The 15406-nt window shown below is 61.3% G+C and carries 11 protein-coding genes; 4 read left to right on the top strand and 7 right to left on the bottom strand.

What is annotated here, in order from left to right:
• Positions 1-46 precede the first annotated feature (46 nt).
• Complete coding sequence (locus tag TBK1r_RS35410) at positions 47-4117, bottom strand: FHA domain-containing protein (protein ID WP_145220655.1); 4071 nt, start codon at positions 4115-4117, stop codon at positions 47-49.
• A 440-nt stretch (positions 4118-4557) separates the two neighbouring features.
• Here TBK1r_RS35410 and TBK1r_RS35405 point away from each other — a divergent pair, with 440 nt between their 5' ends.
• On the top strand, positions 4558-4965 hold the full coding sequence (locus TBK1r_RS35405) for a TraR/DksA family transcriptional regulator (RefSeq protein WP_145220653.1): 408 nt from the start codon (positions 4558-4560) through the stop codon (positions 4963-4965).
• A 224-nt stretch (positions 4966-5189) separates the two neighbouring features.
• Complete coding sequence (locus TBK1r_RS35400) at positions 5190-6578, top strand: S1C family serine protease (RefSeq protein ID WP_419580710.1); 1389 nt, start codon at positions 5190-5192, stop codon at positions 6576-6578.
• A gap of 3 nt (positions 6579-6581) precedes the next feature.
• On the opposite strand, the gene TBK1r_RS35395 is transcribed toward TBK1r_RS35400, so the two are convergent.
• The 3 genes from TBK1r_RS35395 to TBK1r_RS35385 are packed head-to-tail and all read right to left on the bottom strand — an operon-like array spanning position 6582 to position 10400.
• Complete coding sequence (locus TBK1r_RS35395; protein ID WP_145220651.1) at positions 6582-8672, bottom strand: hypothetical protein; 2091 nt, start codon at positions 8670-8672, stop codon at positions 6582-6584.
• Complete coding sequence (locus TBK1r_RS35390) at positions 8659-9408, bottom strand: RNA polymerase sigma factor (protein ID WP_145220649.1); 750 nt, start codon at positions 9406-9408, stop codon at positions 8659-8661. The genes TBK1r_RS35395 and TBK1r_RS35390 overlap by 14 nt, the downstream gene beginning before the upstream one ends.
• Before the next feature lie 26 nt (positions 9409-9434).
• Positions 9435-10400 (bottom strand): calcium-binding protein, encoded by a 966-nt coding sequence (locus tag TBK1r_RS35385; RefSeq protein ID WP_419580709.1) that lies wholly within the window; start codon positions 10398-10400, stop codon positions 9435-9437.
• 346 nt (positions 10401-10746) lie between these two features.
• Between TBK1r_RS35385 and TBK1r_RS35380 the strand changes: the two genes are divergently transcribed.
• The gene (locus TBK1r_RS35380; protein ID WP_145220645.1) at positions 10747-11463 is read left to right on the top strand and encodes a hypothetical protein; all 717 of its coding nucleotides are present in this window, start codon (positions 10747-10749) and stop codon (positions 11461-11463) included.
• A gap of 39 nt (positions 11464-11502) precedes the next feature.
• A complete protein-coding gene (locus tag TBK1r_RS35375; protein WP_145220643.1) occupies positions 11503-13035 on the top strand; it encodes a sulfatase-like hydrolase/transferase in 1533 nt (510 codons plus the stop codon).
• A 182-nt stretch (positions 13036-13217) separates the two neighbouring features.
• On the opposite strand, the gene TBK1r_RS35370 is transcribed toward TBK1r_RS35375, so the two are convergent.
• From TBK1r_RS35370 to TBK1r_RS39335, 3 genes are all read right to left on the bottom strand, one after another.
• Positions 13218-13457: a hypothetical protein gene (locus TBK1r_RS35370; RefSeq protein ID WP_145220641.1), complete on the bottom strand. Its 240-nt coding sequence runs from the start codon at positions 13455-13457 to the stop codon at positions 13218-13220.
• 311 nt (positions 13458-13768) lie between these two features.
• On the bottom strand, positions 13769-15049 hold the full coding sequence (locus TBK1r_RS35365; protein WP_145220639.1) for a DUF1559 domain-containing protein: 1281 nt from the start codon (positions 15047-15049) through the stop codon (positions 13769-13771).
• A gap of 96 nt (positions 15050-15145) precedes the next feature.
• Positions 15146-15313, bottom strand: coding sequence for a hypothetical protein (locus TBK1r_RS39335; protein WP_372897284.1), 168 nt, complete (start codon positions 15311-15313; stop codon positions 15146-15148).
• Between the last annotated feature and the right edge of the window lie 93 nt (positions 15314-15406).

Genomic DNA, 15406 nt, shown 5'->3' with positions numbered 1-15406 from the left:
TCGGTCCGAAAAGATCTTAGCGATTGGAAAAGCGATCCGTCGGGAACTATTCGTCAGCCAAGTCGTCGTCGGCCTCTTCGGCGGTTTGCTGGTCCGCCAGCGCCAAACGACGTCGGGCATCTCTCGCCAGCACGTAGCCTTCTTGCCCAAACACACCGGCGAGCACCAGGAACGCGCCGACCAATCCGAATTTGATTGTCCCCGACCACGTGACGAAAATAAAGGCGGCGATCCCCATGGTGGCGAACCCGAGAGCCAAACCGCCTTTGAGTGCGGCTTTCATCTGGGTGTCACGCGCCTGGATTCGAATGCTGCGCGAGACGGCATTGCGGGCCGACTGGTTGGCCAATTCACGCATCGCCGAAAGGTTGCGCGATAACTCCGGCGCTTGCGAACGCGGAACCAACGGCACGCTGTCCTTGATCGACGGTTCGACCGGATGTGACTGTTCCAACTCCGCTTCGTCCGATTCGTCCAACTCGATCGCGGAATCGTCTTGTTCGGTTTCGGCGACGGGAACGCTGGCCGGCGCTGGCGGAGCAGGCTGCTTCGGTTGATCTTCGCCTTGAACGCGTTGCAACAAACGGCTCATGTAGGCTTCGATCGAATCGTCTTCCGGCCCGTCGTCGGCGGCCACGACGGTGTCGTGTTCGGACACCAGAGCGGTCTGCGACGTGAATTCCTCTGCGGCGGCGTCGCGGTCGAGGTCGTCTTGCGGCTGATCGAAAGATTCCGCCAGACCGGTCGCGTCGTTTGCCAGTGGTTCGTCCTGGTGGGGAGACTCCAGGCTCCAGGCGTCGGATTCGCCATCGGATTCATCGGCGGAGAACTCAATCTCGCTGTCCATCACAAAGGTCGCATGATGGCCCTCCTCGACGGAGTCCTCGGATTCCGCTGATTCAGCGGAGACATCGTCGGCGTAGGAGTTGTCCTGATAGGAGTGATCGTCAGACGAGCTTTCATCGTATGCGTTTTCTTCGTCTGCGTTCGCATCGCTGTGTTCTTGCGGTGCTTCGTCGTCGCCGGCCAAGTCACGGATCAGCATCGCCGCCAGGCTTCCGGCGGGTGGTTCAGCGTCCTCGACGGTTTGGTCTTCCGCGACCGCTTCGTCTTCTTCGCCGTGAAGCAGTGAATCCAGCCCGGATGACGCGGTGTCGTTCCCGTCGTCGGTGACACCGTCCCACTGCTGCGTCGCCTCATAGTCGTTGGCTTCACCGGATTGCTCCGCATCGGTCTGCCACGATGACTGGTCCCATGCATTCGCTTCCAGGCCCGCCTGTTCAGGTTCGGCCTGTTCGGGTTCTTGATCGAGCACCTGCTCGGGTTCTTGATCGAGCACCTGCTCGGGTGACTGTGTGTCGTCATCGCTAGACGACTGGACATCGCCGCCGGGCATGAAGGCGGACCAATCCAGTGGCGACTCTTGTTCGGTCGTCGATTCAATCGAGAAGTCGTGTGCGATGTCGACGTCCGCCATGTCGCCGGCCGAAGGATCGGTGTCGCCATGGTCTTGATCGCCATGGTCTTGGGGGCCATGGTCTTGATGGTCTGCCCAGGCCGATTCTGACTGCGGTGCTTCGTAGTCCGAGATGGCTTGTTCGACGTTGTGTTCGATCTCATCGATCGCGCCATCGATCGCCTGCTCGGGCAATTCATCGTGCCAGGAAACGCTTTGATCGGTTGCCGCTTGACCTTCGGACGGTGTTTCCGCGGTGGGGTCGGAGGCTTGTGGGTCGTCGGTCGTGGGATCAGCCGCATCGGAAAGCGATTCGGTTTGCGACCAATTCACCGGCTCTGATTCGCCGCCTTCGAGAGAGCCGTCGTCGTACCCTTCCTCGTATCCCCGTTCCTCGTACAGATGGCTGCTTTGTTCGACCGATTGTTCGGACTCCAACCGCCAGCGATTTTCACCCGACTCGACAAATTGTTCCGTTGCTGGACTGGGGCTGTTGGCCGGTTCCAAGTCGGTTGCCTGAGCGAATCCCTGGAGATGTGCTTCGGCGGTTTGCTGTGCCGAGGCGATTTCATCACGCAGTTGTTCGATCTCGTGACGCAGCGCCGACTCGCTTTCTTGTCGCTCGGTTTCCAAACGCGAAACGGTTTCGGCGTGTGTTTCTCGCAACCGCTCGATTTCCTGGCGGGCCGAATCGAGTTCCTGTTCCAGGATCCGGAACTGTTCCGAATCGATCACCGCCTGGTTGGACGTTTCGTGATCGTCGTCGCCGGAGGAGGATTGCGCCAGCTCGTAGGAGAGCGCTTCGTTGGCGGATTGAAGCTGGCCGAGTTCGACGTTTGCCGCGGCCAGTTGGATCGACAGGTCTTCGATCGTCTGCCGCAGCTGGTCGCATTCTTGCGTCCAGGATTCTTGCTGCGCCGATTGATTGTTTTTGGTTTGGTCGACCAGCAATTCGAGCTGTCGGATCGACGCGTTGGCGCCTTCTTGGTCGATCCGCAACTGGGACGCTTCTTGCGTCGCTTCGGTGACGTTTTCTTGCAACTGGCGAATGTTCTCGCGCAGTTCTTCGGCGACGGCTTCGGCATCGGTGCGGGCCGCTTCGGCGGTTTGGCGAGCGGCCTCGGCTTGGGCACGGGCTTCGTCTGCCTCGGCCCGGGCCTCTTCGGCGGACGCATGCTTGCGATGCAGTGCGGCGATTTCCTCGTCCGTCGACCGCTCGCTCTCTTCACGATTCTCTTGAATCTTGGCGAGTCGTTCTTCGAGTTCGGCGATCCGTTTTTCGTTGTACGCTTGTTCTTCTTCGGCAGCCCGACGCGATTGTTCTGCGTCTTCGCGCGTCGCCTGAAGCTCCTGACCGGTCGCGCGCAGCTTCTCGCTCAACTCATGCTGGCACTGTTTGCTCTCCTCACGGATGCGGGCCAGTTCTTCGCGTGTGGATTGTAGATCCGCCGACACTCGCTCCAGTTCGCTCTCGGTCGCCTGGCGTTTGGCTTCGCTTTCGGCAACGCTGTCGATCGCTTGGTCACGCGCCGCTTCCAGTTCACTCCGCAGCCGCTCGTGCTCTTGTTGTTCACGCTTCTCGCGGGCCTGCAACTCGCTGTGTCGTTCCCTCAGTTCCGTCAGTTGTTCGCTGAGCGTCGAAAACTCATCGCGCATCCGACCGACGGCATCGCTGGCCGATTGAGCCTGTTGCTGAGTTTGTTCCAGCTTTCGCTGCGCCTCGGCGGCATGCTCGGCATACTGCTCTTCACGCTGTTGCCATTCGGCCTGGCGTCGTTCGAGTTCCGCTTGCCGCTCACGCAACAAGTCACTCTTGTGCTGCAACTCGGCTTCCTTTTCTTGCAGCGCCTCGCTGGTCTCGATCTCTCGCATCCGCAGCGATTTCAGTTCTTCCTGGGTCGCCGCGTAGGTCTCTTGGATCTCGCGGACGGCTGCTTCCTGGGCCAGCAGATGGCTTTCGCGGTGCTGCAAGGATTCGGCGCGACTCCACAGTTCCGTTTCGCGGCCGTGTAATTCGGACTCGCGTTGATCGCACCGGCTCTCGCGCACTTCGCATTCGGCGTGCCGCGCATGCCACTGCTGGCTCAACTGAGTCAGCCGCTCGTGCAACACCGATTCGCGGGTTTCCAACGCGGCGTGTCGCGGTGCGGACGCCTCCGGTGCGGCAAGCAACTCGAATCGATACTGGCCCATGCGGATGATGTCACCCAGCCGAAGCACCGATTCGGTGACCCGGTTGCCGTTGCATTCCAGCGGCACCGAATAGGCGCGCATCAAAATTCGGTGTGCGTCACGCAGCAGGACGGCGTGCATGGGGCGAAGCGATTCATCATCCAGCCGGATCGAGCACCCTTCGCCGCTGCCGAAGGTGTAGCGGTTGCCGGTCAGTCGCAGCCTGCGGACCGGAGCGCCGGGGCGAATCACACGGAACTCCAAAGCCGTCTGGCCCGTCGCCGGAATCGACCGCGATCCCTCCAGCGACGCTCCGCCAGCGGTCAGGCCGCCGAGCCGCGGCAGCGTCTGGGTCAACGCGTCAGGGATGATCCCGATCCGCGAGGAGTCGTCGTCGCGCAGGTGTCCCGCCGAGGCCACGAACTTGATGTCGTGGTTGGACTGATGCAGATCGGTGGGGCTCGAGGGGCCGTCGTTTTGGTCGTTCATCACGACACGTTCCTTGCGTCTTTGCTTGCAAAATTGCCTGGATGGGGTCGTTGCCGACAGACAAGACCGTTTTCAGAGTTTCGGACAGACCGGTCGCTGGGGTGAACCAAAATCACCTGATCTGTGCGGTTTCAGTTCTCAACGGTCGTCCAAGCGGCTCTTGAGGGTGGTGGGCGGACCCCAACGCAAACTGTCTCGTCGCAAAAGCGGATTTGGAGCGAGCGAAATTTGCGGAATATCGCAAAAATGGTTGCTCTGGCGCCCTTGCTGGGGCATAAGGGAAAATTCGTTGTCTTTCAAGGGTGACTTTACGAGCGGCGCCTCTACTATTTCACAGCGGTGGTTGCCAAGTTTCAGTTCAATTGGTAGGCGAATTGCGGAACTAAAGGCTGGCAGGGCTCGTAAGACCGACAGGCATACATAGAGATTTAGGTGATCCGATGGCAAGAAAAGACTCAATTAAGAAATTGCGAGCGACTCTCCTGAAACGACGCGACGCATTGATTCGGTCCGCCATCGGCGACCTCAGTCTCTTGCAGGGCAAACCGTCCAAGACCGGCGACGTCCTCGATGCGGTCGCCGACACGGTGCAAGCCGAATTGAACAGCCAGCTGTTGGAGGTCGAGGGGCGCGAGTTGGAGGCGATCGATGCCGCGATCCAGCGGTTGGACGAAGGCAAGTACGGAGACTGCGAGAGTTGTAAAAAGCCGATCCCACTGACGCGGCTTCGTGCGGTGCCGTACGCGCGAGAATGTATCGGTTGTCACCGACTTGCCGAGAAACGCAAGTCCCACCCGGCGGCGATGATGAGCCGGATGTTTGATTCCTACCAGGCCGACACGGCTTGACCGTATCGGTTGTGACCATTGCGGCCTGCTGTGACGGCCGAGATGCTTCGATGAAAGTCGAATCATTCGGCCGTTTTTTGATGCGCGGGCGATGACGATTCTGACTTCTCGCCGGACGAGGGATAGCGAACCGGACTGACGAAAAGTTCCTTGCCGCAAAACGACGATGCGTACAATGCGACGCCTCCCCGTCGAACCTCCCTCTCTCTGTTGAAGCTTTTCCGATGGTCGACCTCTCCCAACCCAGCGGACGCACACGATGTCGTGTGCGCAATCCTCGACGACTTGCGATCACACTCTCCGGTGCGGCACTCGCCTGGATGTGTTCAACGCATTTCATGTCCACGACGGCGTCCGCCCAAGACGTTTATGGCGGCGGCGGTCGCTATGCTCCGACACGAGCCGCACAGTCCAACGCGACACCGCAGCGCACGCCGGCGAGCGCGTCGATCGAAAGCAATGGCAATCCTCGCGCATCGGGGTCGGCGTCGATTCGTTCCCTGCGTCCCTCGCTCGCTCCGTCCCCCGGGGCGTCGCCTCAACATTCACCGACGATCGACTCGGCATCCGAACTCGGCGACGCGGTCCCCACCGCCCAATCCATTCAGGCGCGACGTGAAGCGTTGTTTCGGGAATTGGCCGACGAATTCAATGCGTTCGATCGGCTGGGCAATCTCGTTCGAAAAGTGTCTCAGCTCGTCAAACCGAGTGTCATTCACATCGAAGCCCACAAGACCGAGACCAAGGGCGGGCAGTACGAGTCCTACGATGAAGCCGGCAGCGGAGTCGTCATCGACACGGCCGACGGGGTGTGGGTGTTGACCAATCGGCACGTGATTCTGGGATCGCAGCCCGCAGAAATCTTGCTCCGCAGCGCCGACGGTCGCCAGTACCATCCGTCACGCATTCTCTCCGATGAAAGCACCGACGTGGCCGTCATGAAGGTCCCCGATTTGCGGCTTCCACCGGCCCGAACCGGCGACAGTAATCTGGTCAACATCGGAGACTTCACGATCGCGATCGGCAGCCCCTTTGGGCTCAGTCATTCGGTCACGTTCGGCATCCTCAGTGCCAAGGGACGGCGTGACCTGTCGTTGGGCGACCAAAAGATCGATCTGCAAGATTTCTTTCAAACCGACGCCGCGATCAATCCCGGCAACAGCGGCGGCCCGTTGCTAAATCTTCGCGGCGAAGTGATCGGGTTGAACACCGCGATCGCCAGCAGCAGCGGCGGCAGCGAAGGCATCGGTTTCGCCATCCCGATCAACATGGCCGTCCAAGTGGCCGACGAGCTGATCCGCCATGGACGGTTGCGTCGCGGTTATCTGGGTGTGACCCTGGAACCCGATTTCACCGTTTCCGACCTGGGACCCTTGCAAGCCGTCGCCTCCGGCGGTGCCAAGGTCAAAGGGGTTCGGCATGGTTCGCCGGCGGCCAAGGCCAACTTGCAACGCGGCGACATCATCGTCGAATTCAACGGCAGCCAGGTCGACAACGATGACCATTTGGTCGCCCAAGTCGGACTGACCCCGATCGGTTCGGTGGTCCCGATGATCATCTACCGCGACGGCAAACGCTATCGCACCGAAGTCCAACTGACCGACGTCAACTAGTGGTCACCGCTGATCCACGCGATGGATCACCGCCCGCCAAGCGGCCACGGCACGCGTCCGCGCCGCGGCCGAGGCATTCAAGTCGAATCGCGGACCGGGACCGTAGAACGAACGAAGTAAATAGTTCGCCGTCGCCCGCGCCGCGGGATCGGATGCTTGCAGCATCCGCAGCAACTGTTCGCGTTTGGTCGCGTTGGGTCGACGGCCGGACCACAGGTCGACGAAGAACGATCGGACGGTCGCGAACGTTCGGGCGTTGTTGCCATTGGCTTGCAAACGACGCCATAGCCGCTGGTGTCGGGGGTCCTTCGGACTGACGGTACGTAGGTGTCGCAAAGCGGCTTCGCGTAGCAACGGATCGGGGGCGCCGATCAGCCGCAGCAGTTGGTCGCCGCTGGCCGCCACCAGCCAGGCACGCACCGTCGTGGCGGCGTCGCCGCGTACCTCGCCCGAGGCGAGGGCTTGCATCAGCGTGACTCGGACATCCGTGCTCTCGCTCAATTGTGCCAGAACGTTCCGCCCGACTTCGATGCGGTCCACGCGTTCTCGTGTCCAACGCGGCAGCCGCTCGGGTGCTTCTTCCGCCGGTTCCACGGCAAGCAAGGGGCCTTCCAGCTTCAAACGTGAATCGGCGACCGCTTGGTCGTTCACCTTCACCGGCGTTCCCGTCACATCGACCTCCATCCCGGTGACCGTCTTTCGCACGACGACATCGCCGCCATCTTGACCGTCCAACGCGACGCCCTCCAGCGAGACGCTGTTGGCGATGCTCCTGCCAAGCCGGACGACCATGTTTTCACGCAGTCCCAACAGCGCGATCGAACCGTGCAGCAGGTGGATCGTCCCGCCGGGCGTCAATTCCACTTCGGTGTCCGCGGCGATAACCAGTTCGCCGCCGCCGGCCAACGCGGCCGTGGCTCGACACAGCGGTAGCGTTTGTAACTTCATCACCCGACCGGGACCCTCGGCGGCCAAGTCGAACGCGCTGCCGACCGTCACACTTGCCGGCGTGGACTCGCTCGAGGACGAACCGGCCGCCCCCACCGACGATTCGCTGCGAAGCAACAAGCCGTCAATCTGGCTCCACTGGGCGACCAGCGTTTGCGGCGTCCGGCCGACGTTGGGACGCCGGTCGCGGGTGGGTGTTCCAGTGTCGGTGCCGGGCGTCAGCGCCGCGGCCGGTTTGGGTTCCACCGCCACACGCGGTGTGTCGGCCATCGGTGCGTCGGCTTGGCCATCAGAAGCGACGGCGACATCCGACGGGGCAGCACCGTCCGGCAGGGCAGCGGGGTCGAGATCCGAAGGCGGCTCGATGGCCGGCGTCGCGGCAACGCCATGCTGATCGGATGACGTTGATTGTGGACGCTCGACCAGCAGGGGAGCTTGCCTGTCGGGTTGTCCGGTCGATGGATCTGCGTCGACGTTCTCGTCGGGAACGATCGGTTCGGGGACCTCGATTCGTCGGCCGTCTTCGGCGATCGGATCGTTCGTCGGACGCATTCCCGAACGAACCCACCAACCGATCGCCAGCAGGACGACGGCGGCGGTGGTGAACCATCCCATCGCTACGGGGCTGAAACGCGGCGTGTCCGATGCGACGGGCGTGTCCGTCCGCACCAACGGCAGCGCCGCGGGGCGATCCGCTGACGTTGATTCATCACTGGCGGTCTCCACGACCGTGGGAGACGCGTTGGCGTGTTGCAACGCGAGCAGACGCGAACGCAACTCTGGCGCCAGCCCCACTGTTTTCGCTTCGCCGCGGCTGCGCACCGCCGCAACGATCTCCATCATCAATCCCGGATCGGATGTTGCCGCTTCCGTGATCGCCGTCAATTTTTCCGGATCGTCTATCGTGCCGTCGACGTAGGCCGCAACGTCGTGCAAGGGGACGGGGACGGCGCTGTCGGATTCGTCGCGCGAGTGTGTCGTGCCGTCGGTCACTTCGTGCATCACTTGACGCACGACGCGACCGAGGACGTCGCCGTGATCGTCAGCGCGGACGTCGGAGCCGGCCCCGGACGCGGAGACTCCGTCGAGTCTTCGCTGGACAAGCTGCAATAGCGTTTTGCGGTTGAAGGAATTATTCGGTTTCATCGTCGATCCATTGCCGGAGTCTTTCTTCGGCGCGTCGAAGCGTCGTGCCGATGGAACCGATCGGAATGTCGAATCGGTGACTGATTTCTGCGTACGTTTGTTGCTCCCGGTAAAACGCAACCACCAAGTCTTTTTGCCGTTGCGGCAGGCGATCGACCAGCGTCAGCAGTCGATCTCGTTCTTCCCTGTCGATCAGCAGCGATTCCGGATCGACTGCCGAGGGCCGATCGTCCAGATCGTCCAGCGAATCACGTTGTCCATGCGCGTGACGCACCAGTTTTGCCATCACGCGGCGTGCCACGCGGGTGGCGATCACGGCCAAGTAGGTCGCCAGACTACTTTGGTTGCGAAAGGCTCGCAGGGCGGCGGCATCGCGAGCCAACAAGGTCGCAAACACCTCCGCGGTCACATCGTCGATCGTCGACCAATCACGGCCCCTTTGAAACACGGCCGCGACGTCCGCCACACGACTTCGCACCAACGCCCCATAGCGATCGATCAGTTTTTCCCACGCCTCGCTGCTGCCGCTCAACAGGTCGTCGATCAATTCCGCATCAACGACCGAAAGCTCCGACGACTTGCGGTCGCCGGAGCCGATGCCGGTGCGCGTTGGGAGGCGTTGTTGCTCGATCGTCTCGGGTGTCCCGGGGAAAGGAGTGACGTCGGTCGTTACATGTGGGATCGGCTTCCAGCCGGTCGTCTCGGCAACACCATCCTGGACGCCTGACCCCCGCATTTCCCGCCCGTCGCTAGCCCGCCATTCTAGACGCTCGCTGCCAGTGCATCACCCGCATCCTCGGAATCTCCGTGACCGCGGCGGACAATGCGGTCGATGTCGTCGACGAACAACTCATCGAGCCGATCGGCAAAGATGACGTCCACTTCTCCGTCACGGGCACGGATCACGTCCGCACCCAAGCCGCCGCGAAGGTCATCGTTGCCCGCTCCCCCGATCAGTTCGTCGTCACCACGCTCCCCGCGGATGCGATCATTCCCGCCGCCGCCGTGCAAGAAGTCGTTGCCGACGCCTCCGCGGATCCGGTCATTGCCGTGCCCGGCAAACACCATGTCGTTGCCGCGGCCCCCATGGATGATGTCGTCACCACGATTCACATCCATCGTCCGTCTGGCGTATTCCAGCGGATCGGTCTCGCCTTCGGGCAACGAATTGGTGGCGTCCCCGAAGATCCAATCGTCGCCCGCGCCGCCCCGCAGAATGTCATTGCCCGCACCGCCGATGATGTAATCGGTCGAAGCGCCGCCGACGATGCGATCATTGCCGGCACCCCCGAACAGCACGTTGACGCCCTTGCCGCCGCGGATGCGGTCGCGGCCGTCGCCGCCTTCGATCAAGGTTGGTCCGCTGCCGGCGGCCAGCCGGTCATGGCCTGCACCGCCGAAAATCTGGGTCGGGATTTCGACGCGACGTGAAACACGGACGGCGTCGTTGCCTGGGCCGGCAAAGATTTTCATCAGGCTGATGTTGGCCGCCGGGAAATCTTTGGTGCGGCCGTCGATCGAGACCCGCAATCGTTCGCCGCTGCGACTTTGCGCGACCCAGATGCGGTTGTTATCGGCGTCGCCTTCGATGACCAGCAAACCATCGGGCGTCAGATCGACGGCGGCGGCCATCACGCGGCGGGTTTCAAGGGTTTCGCCCCGCAAACGACGCGGTTGCAGACGACGGGATGGGGTAGAACGACGAGTTGAAGAATTTCGAGAAGTCACAGCAGCGTCCCTAACGAACCGGAAACGAAAAGCAGAAAGCCGACACGTTCGGCTTCGGTGCCCCGTTAGTGACATCCCGCCCGCCCGCGCTTACCAAAATTATTGATTTTTTCGGCGACGCCGGGTCGAGGGAGCCACCACCCGGGGTGCGCTTCGCGACCCCGGGCTTTGTTGTGGCACCGCTCTGCGGTGTGGCGCCGTTGGCGCGCAGTGTATCTCCCGGCGAGGGTAATCGATTGACATCGACCGAATAGACGCGAGCTCCGCGCTGCTTTTCAAGTCAGCAATTCCTTTCCCGTCCCTTCGGGATGGGAGCTGCTACACTGGTGGAGACGCAAAGCAGTTCATGCCTGCTGAAACTCACAATGGAGGAAAATGGATGAACAGTGTCTACCGTTGCCTTGTGCTCTGCGTGTTTGCGTCAGCTGTTGCCGCCGATGATTCGACGATTCGACTGGACGATTTCAAATCACCGCTGGCCCGAAAAGCGGTCAAGACGTACACCGATCGAATCGACTTTCTGCAGCAAAGCATGCAGGAGCATCTCGAAACGGCTACAGAAACGCTCCGCGAGTCGCTGAAAGCTGCGCTGGAACAAGCTGCGAAGGACGGAGATCTGAAGGAAACTGAGCGAATCTCGAAGTTCCTTCAAACAGACGCATCAACACCTGTCGACAATAGCCGATCAGAAGACGGCAAGGTGCTGCCTGGGTTGCGGAAGGAGAATGCACAATTGCGAGCTGAAATGGAGAGGTTCGAAAACTTCCGCCCTGTTATCGTGATAGAGCAAACGGTCGATGGTAATACCAAGAACAGCACCCAGATCGTCCTCCAAGCTGATGGCACCATCTTAACCTCCACGCCGGACTTGAACGCTTCGTGGACCTTGCAGGGTCGATCGTTGAAGCTGACGTGGCGGTCGCGAAACGGAGTCGTGGTCGATGCGAATACGCTTGATGAAGCAGGCAAGCAATTTTCAGGCACGAACAATCGGGGGAAGCGACTGTCCGGGCGCGTGCTCCTTGGCAGCTTCAATGCAGCTAAGCGTGTCGGGAAGCAATGATCTGCACATTCCGTTTTTCCATCAACCAAGGTGGCCTTCATGGGTGAAACACAGACGGAATTAACGCAGCGCGGATCATGGGTTGGCACGTGTTCGCTGTTGTTCATTCGCTTGATTGCGTTTCGGTTGGTTTTCGCGATTGTCTGGTGTGCGTGTGGGGCTTTGGGTGTGCCGGCGGTGGCGGAGGACTCGGCGCGGCCGAATATCGTCGTGATCCTTGCCGACGACATGGGGTACGGAGACATGGGGTGTATGGGCAGCGAAACGCTTCGCACGCCGAACTTGGATCGTCTGGCGGACTCGGGGGTGCTGTGCACTCAGGCGTATGTCGCCAGCGCGGTGTGTTCGCCGTCGCGTGCGGGATTGATGACCGGCCGTGATCCGCGACGGTTCGGCTACGAAGGCAATTTGAACGCGGCGGCGTCCAACTACGCGACTCGGCCGGAGTTGCTGGGGCTGCCGCCGAGCGAAAAGACGCTGGGGGATCACTTGCGCGCCGCCGGCTATGCGACCGCATTGATCGGCAAGTGGCATCTCGGTATGGGCGGTGAGTTCCATCCCAACGTGCGAGGCTTCGATCACTTTTGTGGCATGCTGACGGGAAGTCACCACTATTTTCCAGGGACGATGAACCATGTGATCGAACGCAACGGGACCCGGGTTGAATCATTTTCCAGCGACTACCTGACTGATTTTTTTACCGACGAGGGACTGCGGTTTATCCAGCAGCAAGACCGCAGCGAGCCGGCACAACCGTGGTTCGTGTTTTTCTCGTACAACGCGCCTCACACCCCGATGCAGGCGACGCCGGAGGATCTGGAGCGTTTCAAGGATCTGCCGGACAAGAAGCGGCAAACCTACGCTGCGATGATGTTTGCACTCGATCGCGGTGTCGGCCGGATTCGTGAGCATCTGGAACGGACCGATCAGTGGGACAACACGCTGTTGGTGTTTTTTTCCGACAACGGCGGTGCGACCACCAACGGCAGCTGGAACGGGCCGCTGCGGGGTGTGAAGGGTTGTCTGCGCGAAGGCGGCATCCGCGTGCCGATGATCTGGAGTTGGCCGGCCAAGATCGCCGCCGGCCAGCGTTGCGATGCGGTGGTCAGTGCGTTGGATCTGTTGCCCACGTTCATGGCCGCGGCGGGGGCGCAGGCATTGCCGCTGGCCAAACCGATGTCGCATGAAGACGCACGAAATCGAAAACGGATGATCGATCTGGCGGGGCCGCACGACGGGATCGACGTTTTACCGCAGTTGATCGGTGGTGCCGGACCGCCACGACGATTGTACTGGCGGTTGCAGGGCCAAGCGGCCGTGCTGGATGGTGCCGACAAGCTCGTCCGGCCCTCACATCGCCCCGCGGAACTGTTTCGTGTGGCGAGCGATGTCGGGGAGTCGGACGATTTGTCGCATCGAGAAACCGAGCGACTGATGCAGCTGTTTGGGCTGCTGGGGAAATGGGAGTCGGCGCTGCCGACCGTTCCGCTGTGGGGGTCTTCGCCGTACTGGTCCGGCAACACGGCGGAGCACTACGACGCCTGGCCGCCGCGGGAGGAGCCGTTTCGCTGAGAGGCGGTGATCGTTCGACGGGCTGAAATCGACAGCCCGTCGAGTCGCCGGCGGTTGTCGCTACGCTTGACCGCCGGCTGCTCGTTTGCGATCCGATCTGGGATGCGAGAAGTGGGGCGTCCGCGGGTGCTCGGCGGGAGCCTGGAGCACCGCGGAACGTTGTCGTCGGAGAACGGACGCGATCACTCGGCAGCGGCTTCTTCTTCCACTGCTTCGGCGGCTTCTTCGACCGACTCTTCAACCGATTCTTCGGCGGCTTCTGCAGCTTCTTCGGTTTCGACTGCCGCTTCTTCGGTCTCTTCGACGACGACTTCGACAGCTTCTTCGGCAGACGTGTCGGTGGTGTCGGCGGGTTTTTCGCAACCGATCATGGAAACGGTCAATGCACAAGCGAAAGCGGCGGTGGTGAACTTGCGTAGCATCTGGGCACCCTGTGGGATTTTTGGTGGTTTGAACGTTCAGTGTTCGTCAGGATCGGAGACAACTTGGCACCGAGCGAACATTGATTTTCACGAGTTCTTCACGAACTCGCAGGATCTAAGCGTCTACCAAATCGATCGCTTCCGCAAGGTGGGGAGAAACCCCGACTAGCGACAGATGCGGAAATCTTGGTGGGAAGATGACGAATGTCTCGGTCGTGGCGAATACTCACCGGCGACCGAGACGGGTTCGTCGCATCGCTTGGATCCAATCGGGATGGATCCAAGGGCGTTAGGATGACTGAATCAACTGATTACTGGTTCAGCTGTTCTTGGATCACTTCTTTGCCGTCTCGCGTGCCGAGGGAGCCCCAGAGTCCGAACGGACTTTGGCAACCGGGGACAACTTTGGGGTTGATCGCGGCGCTGCTGGTGCCACCGACGTTGGTGTAGACGGTCGGCGAGTGGCTGTTACCGGCTTCGATCGAATCGGTGATGAAGATGACCGATCCGTCTCCCATCAAGATATGGGCTCCCCCTTGGTGTCGGCTTCCCGGGGCCAGGGTTCCGCCGGAGGTGATGCCGTTGCTCATGACCAGTTCGCGGTTGGGCGGCAAGATCGTGCAGATCGACGAATACACACCGGCGTGGGCAGCCCAGCGAAAGCCACGCATGCCTTCGCCGTTGCCTTGCAGGCTGGTCAGGGTGGGGAGCCAGGAGGTGGGATCGTCGGGGTCTTTCCAGCCGTTGGTTTCCGCGATGGCAGGATCGTCATAGACGCCGCCGTTGCGTCCGGCGTTGATGTAGGCGCGGGTGCGGACATCCGAATCCCCGAGGTCGGTAGGGATTTCGCCGGCCAGGACGGTGTTGGACAGTCCATCGAGCACGTCGCGGAAACGGGACTGGTTACGGGCCACAAACATGCCGCGACTGGATTCTTGTTTGCGTTGGGCCAAACCGGTGTTGGGCGACGTGACGTTCCACCAGCCCGGGCTGCCGTTGACCGTCGCGGACCAGTAGCGATCACCGACCCAGGTGTGGTGCATCGCGTCGCCGAGGTTGGCCGCGTAGTTGGTGCGGCCGTGGGCGGGCAGTCCGACGCCGGGGTCACTGGGGCAGCGGAATCCGGGGACCTCCATCAGCCAGGGGTCGTACTGGTGCAGCGCGTGGCTGGCGAGTCCTTTGTGGGGGTTGGGGCCCATGGGCGGGAAGGCACTGACGCCGTTGATGGCCGTGCCCGATTTCGGCTGGAACGGGTGGGAAATCTGATCCCAAGCGGCTTGTTGTTCGATGAACGGTGTGATGCCGACCAGAAAGCTCAGGTTCATCCCGTTGTTTCCGGTGACGGGATCGTTATTGCCCGCGTCTCGGCGGTGGTAAGTCCCGGTTCCGTGGGTCGGCAGCTGCTTGTAGGCGGAGTGATAATTGTGGACGGCCAAGCCGATCTGTTTGAAGTTATTGCTGCAGCTCATTCGCCGAGCGGCTTCGCGGGCCGCTTGAACGGCTGGGAGGAGGAGTCCGACGAGGATGCCGATGATGGCAATCACGACGAGCAGTTCGACGAGCGTGAAGGCGCGTCTAGAGGAGTGTTTCATGCAAGTTTTCCTAAGGTTTGAAATGGGTGAATGTTGGAGAAAGGTTGGGCGGCGAGGCATGCCGTGCGTGCTGTGCGGCCGGTCGGATGAAGCGTGTTAGCGGTCGCCGCCTTCGACTTCGGTGCCGAGATCCGATCCCGGGTGTTCGGCGAGAAAGTCAGCGATCTCACTGCTGTTTCCGCTCAGTCCGGTGTGTCGTTGGCATCCGACCAAGACGGGGAAAAGAAGGACCGTCCAGAGTGCCAGACGCGCGAAACGTGCCATGATCAGTGTTCCAGGGTTACAATAAGGGTGGGGGCATGAGAGTCAGTGGACGACCTTGTCCGGCAAACGCACCGTATTCGATTTTCGGTTCGA

Source organism: Stieleria magnilauensis (assembly GCA_007753675.1).
Lineage (GTDB): Bacteria > Planctomycetota > Planctomycetia > Pirellulales > Pirellulaceae > Stieleria > Stieleria magnilauensis.
This window is presented reverse-complemented; position numbering and strand designations above follow the sequence as displayed.

Coding starts and splice junctions, on each gene's coding strand:
- TBK1r_RS35400 (WP_419580710.1), top strand. CDS start 5,190: ATGGTCGACCTCTCCCAACCCAGCGGACGCACACGATGTCGTGTGCGC.
- TBK1r_RS35370 (WP_145220641.1), bottom strand. CDS start 13,457: ATGCTACGCAAGTTCACCACCGCCGCTTTCGCTTGTGCATTGACCGTT.
- TBK1r_RS35410 (WP_145220655.1), bottom strand. CDS start 4,117: ATGAACGACCAAAACGACGGCCCCTCGAGCCCCACCGATCTGCATCAG.
- TBK1r_RS35405 (WP_145220653.1), top strand. CDS start 4,558: ATGGCAAGAAAAGACTCAATTAAGAAATTGCGAGCGACTCTCCTGAAA.
- TBK1r_RS35375 (WP_145220643.1), top strand. CDS start 11,503: ATGGGTGAAACACAGACGGAATTAACGCAGCGCGGATCATGGGTTGGC.
- TBK1r_RS39335 (WP_372897284.1), bottom strand. CDS start 15,313: ATGGCACGTTTCGCGCGTCTGGCACTCTGGACGGTCCTTCTTTTCCCC.
- TBK1r_RS35390 (WP_145220649.1), bottom strand. CDS start 9,408: ATGCGGGGGTCAGGCGTCCAGGATGGTGTTGCCGAGACGACCGGCTGG.
- TBK1r_RS35380 (WP_145220645.1), top strand. CDS start 10,747: ATGCCTGCTGAAACTCACAATGGAGGAAAATGGATGAACAGTGTCTAC.
- TBK1r_RS35365 (WP_145220639.1), bottom strand. CDS start 15,049: ATGAAACACTCCTCTAGACGCGCCTTCACGCTCGTCGAACTGCTCGTC.
- TBK1r_RS35395 (WP_145220651.1), bottom strand. CDS start 8,672: ATGAAACCGAATAATTCCTTCAACCGCAAAACGCTATTGCAGCTTGTC.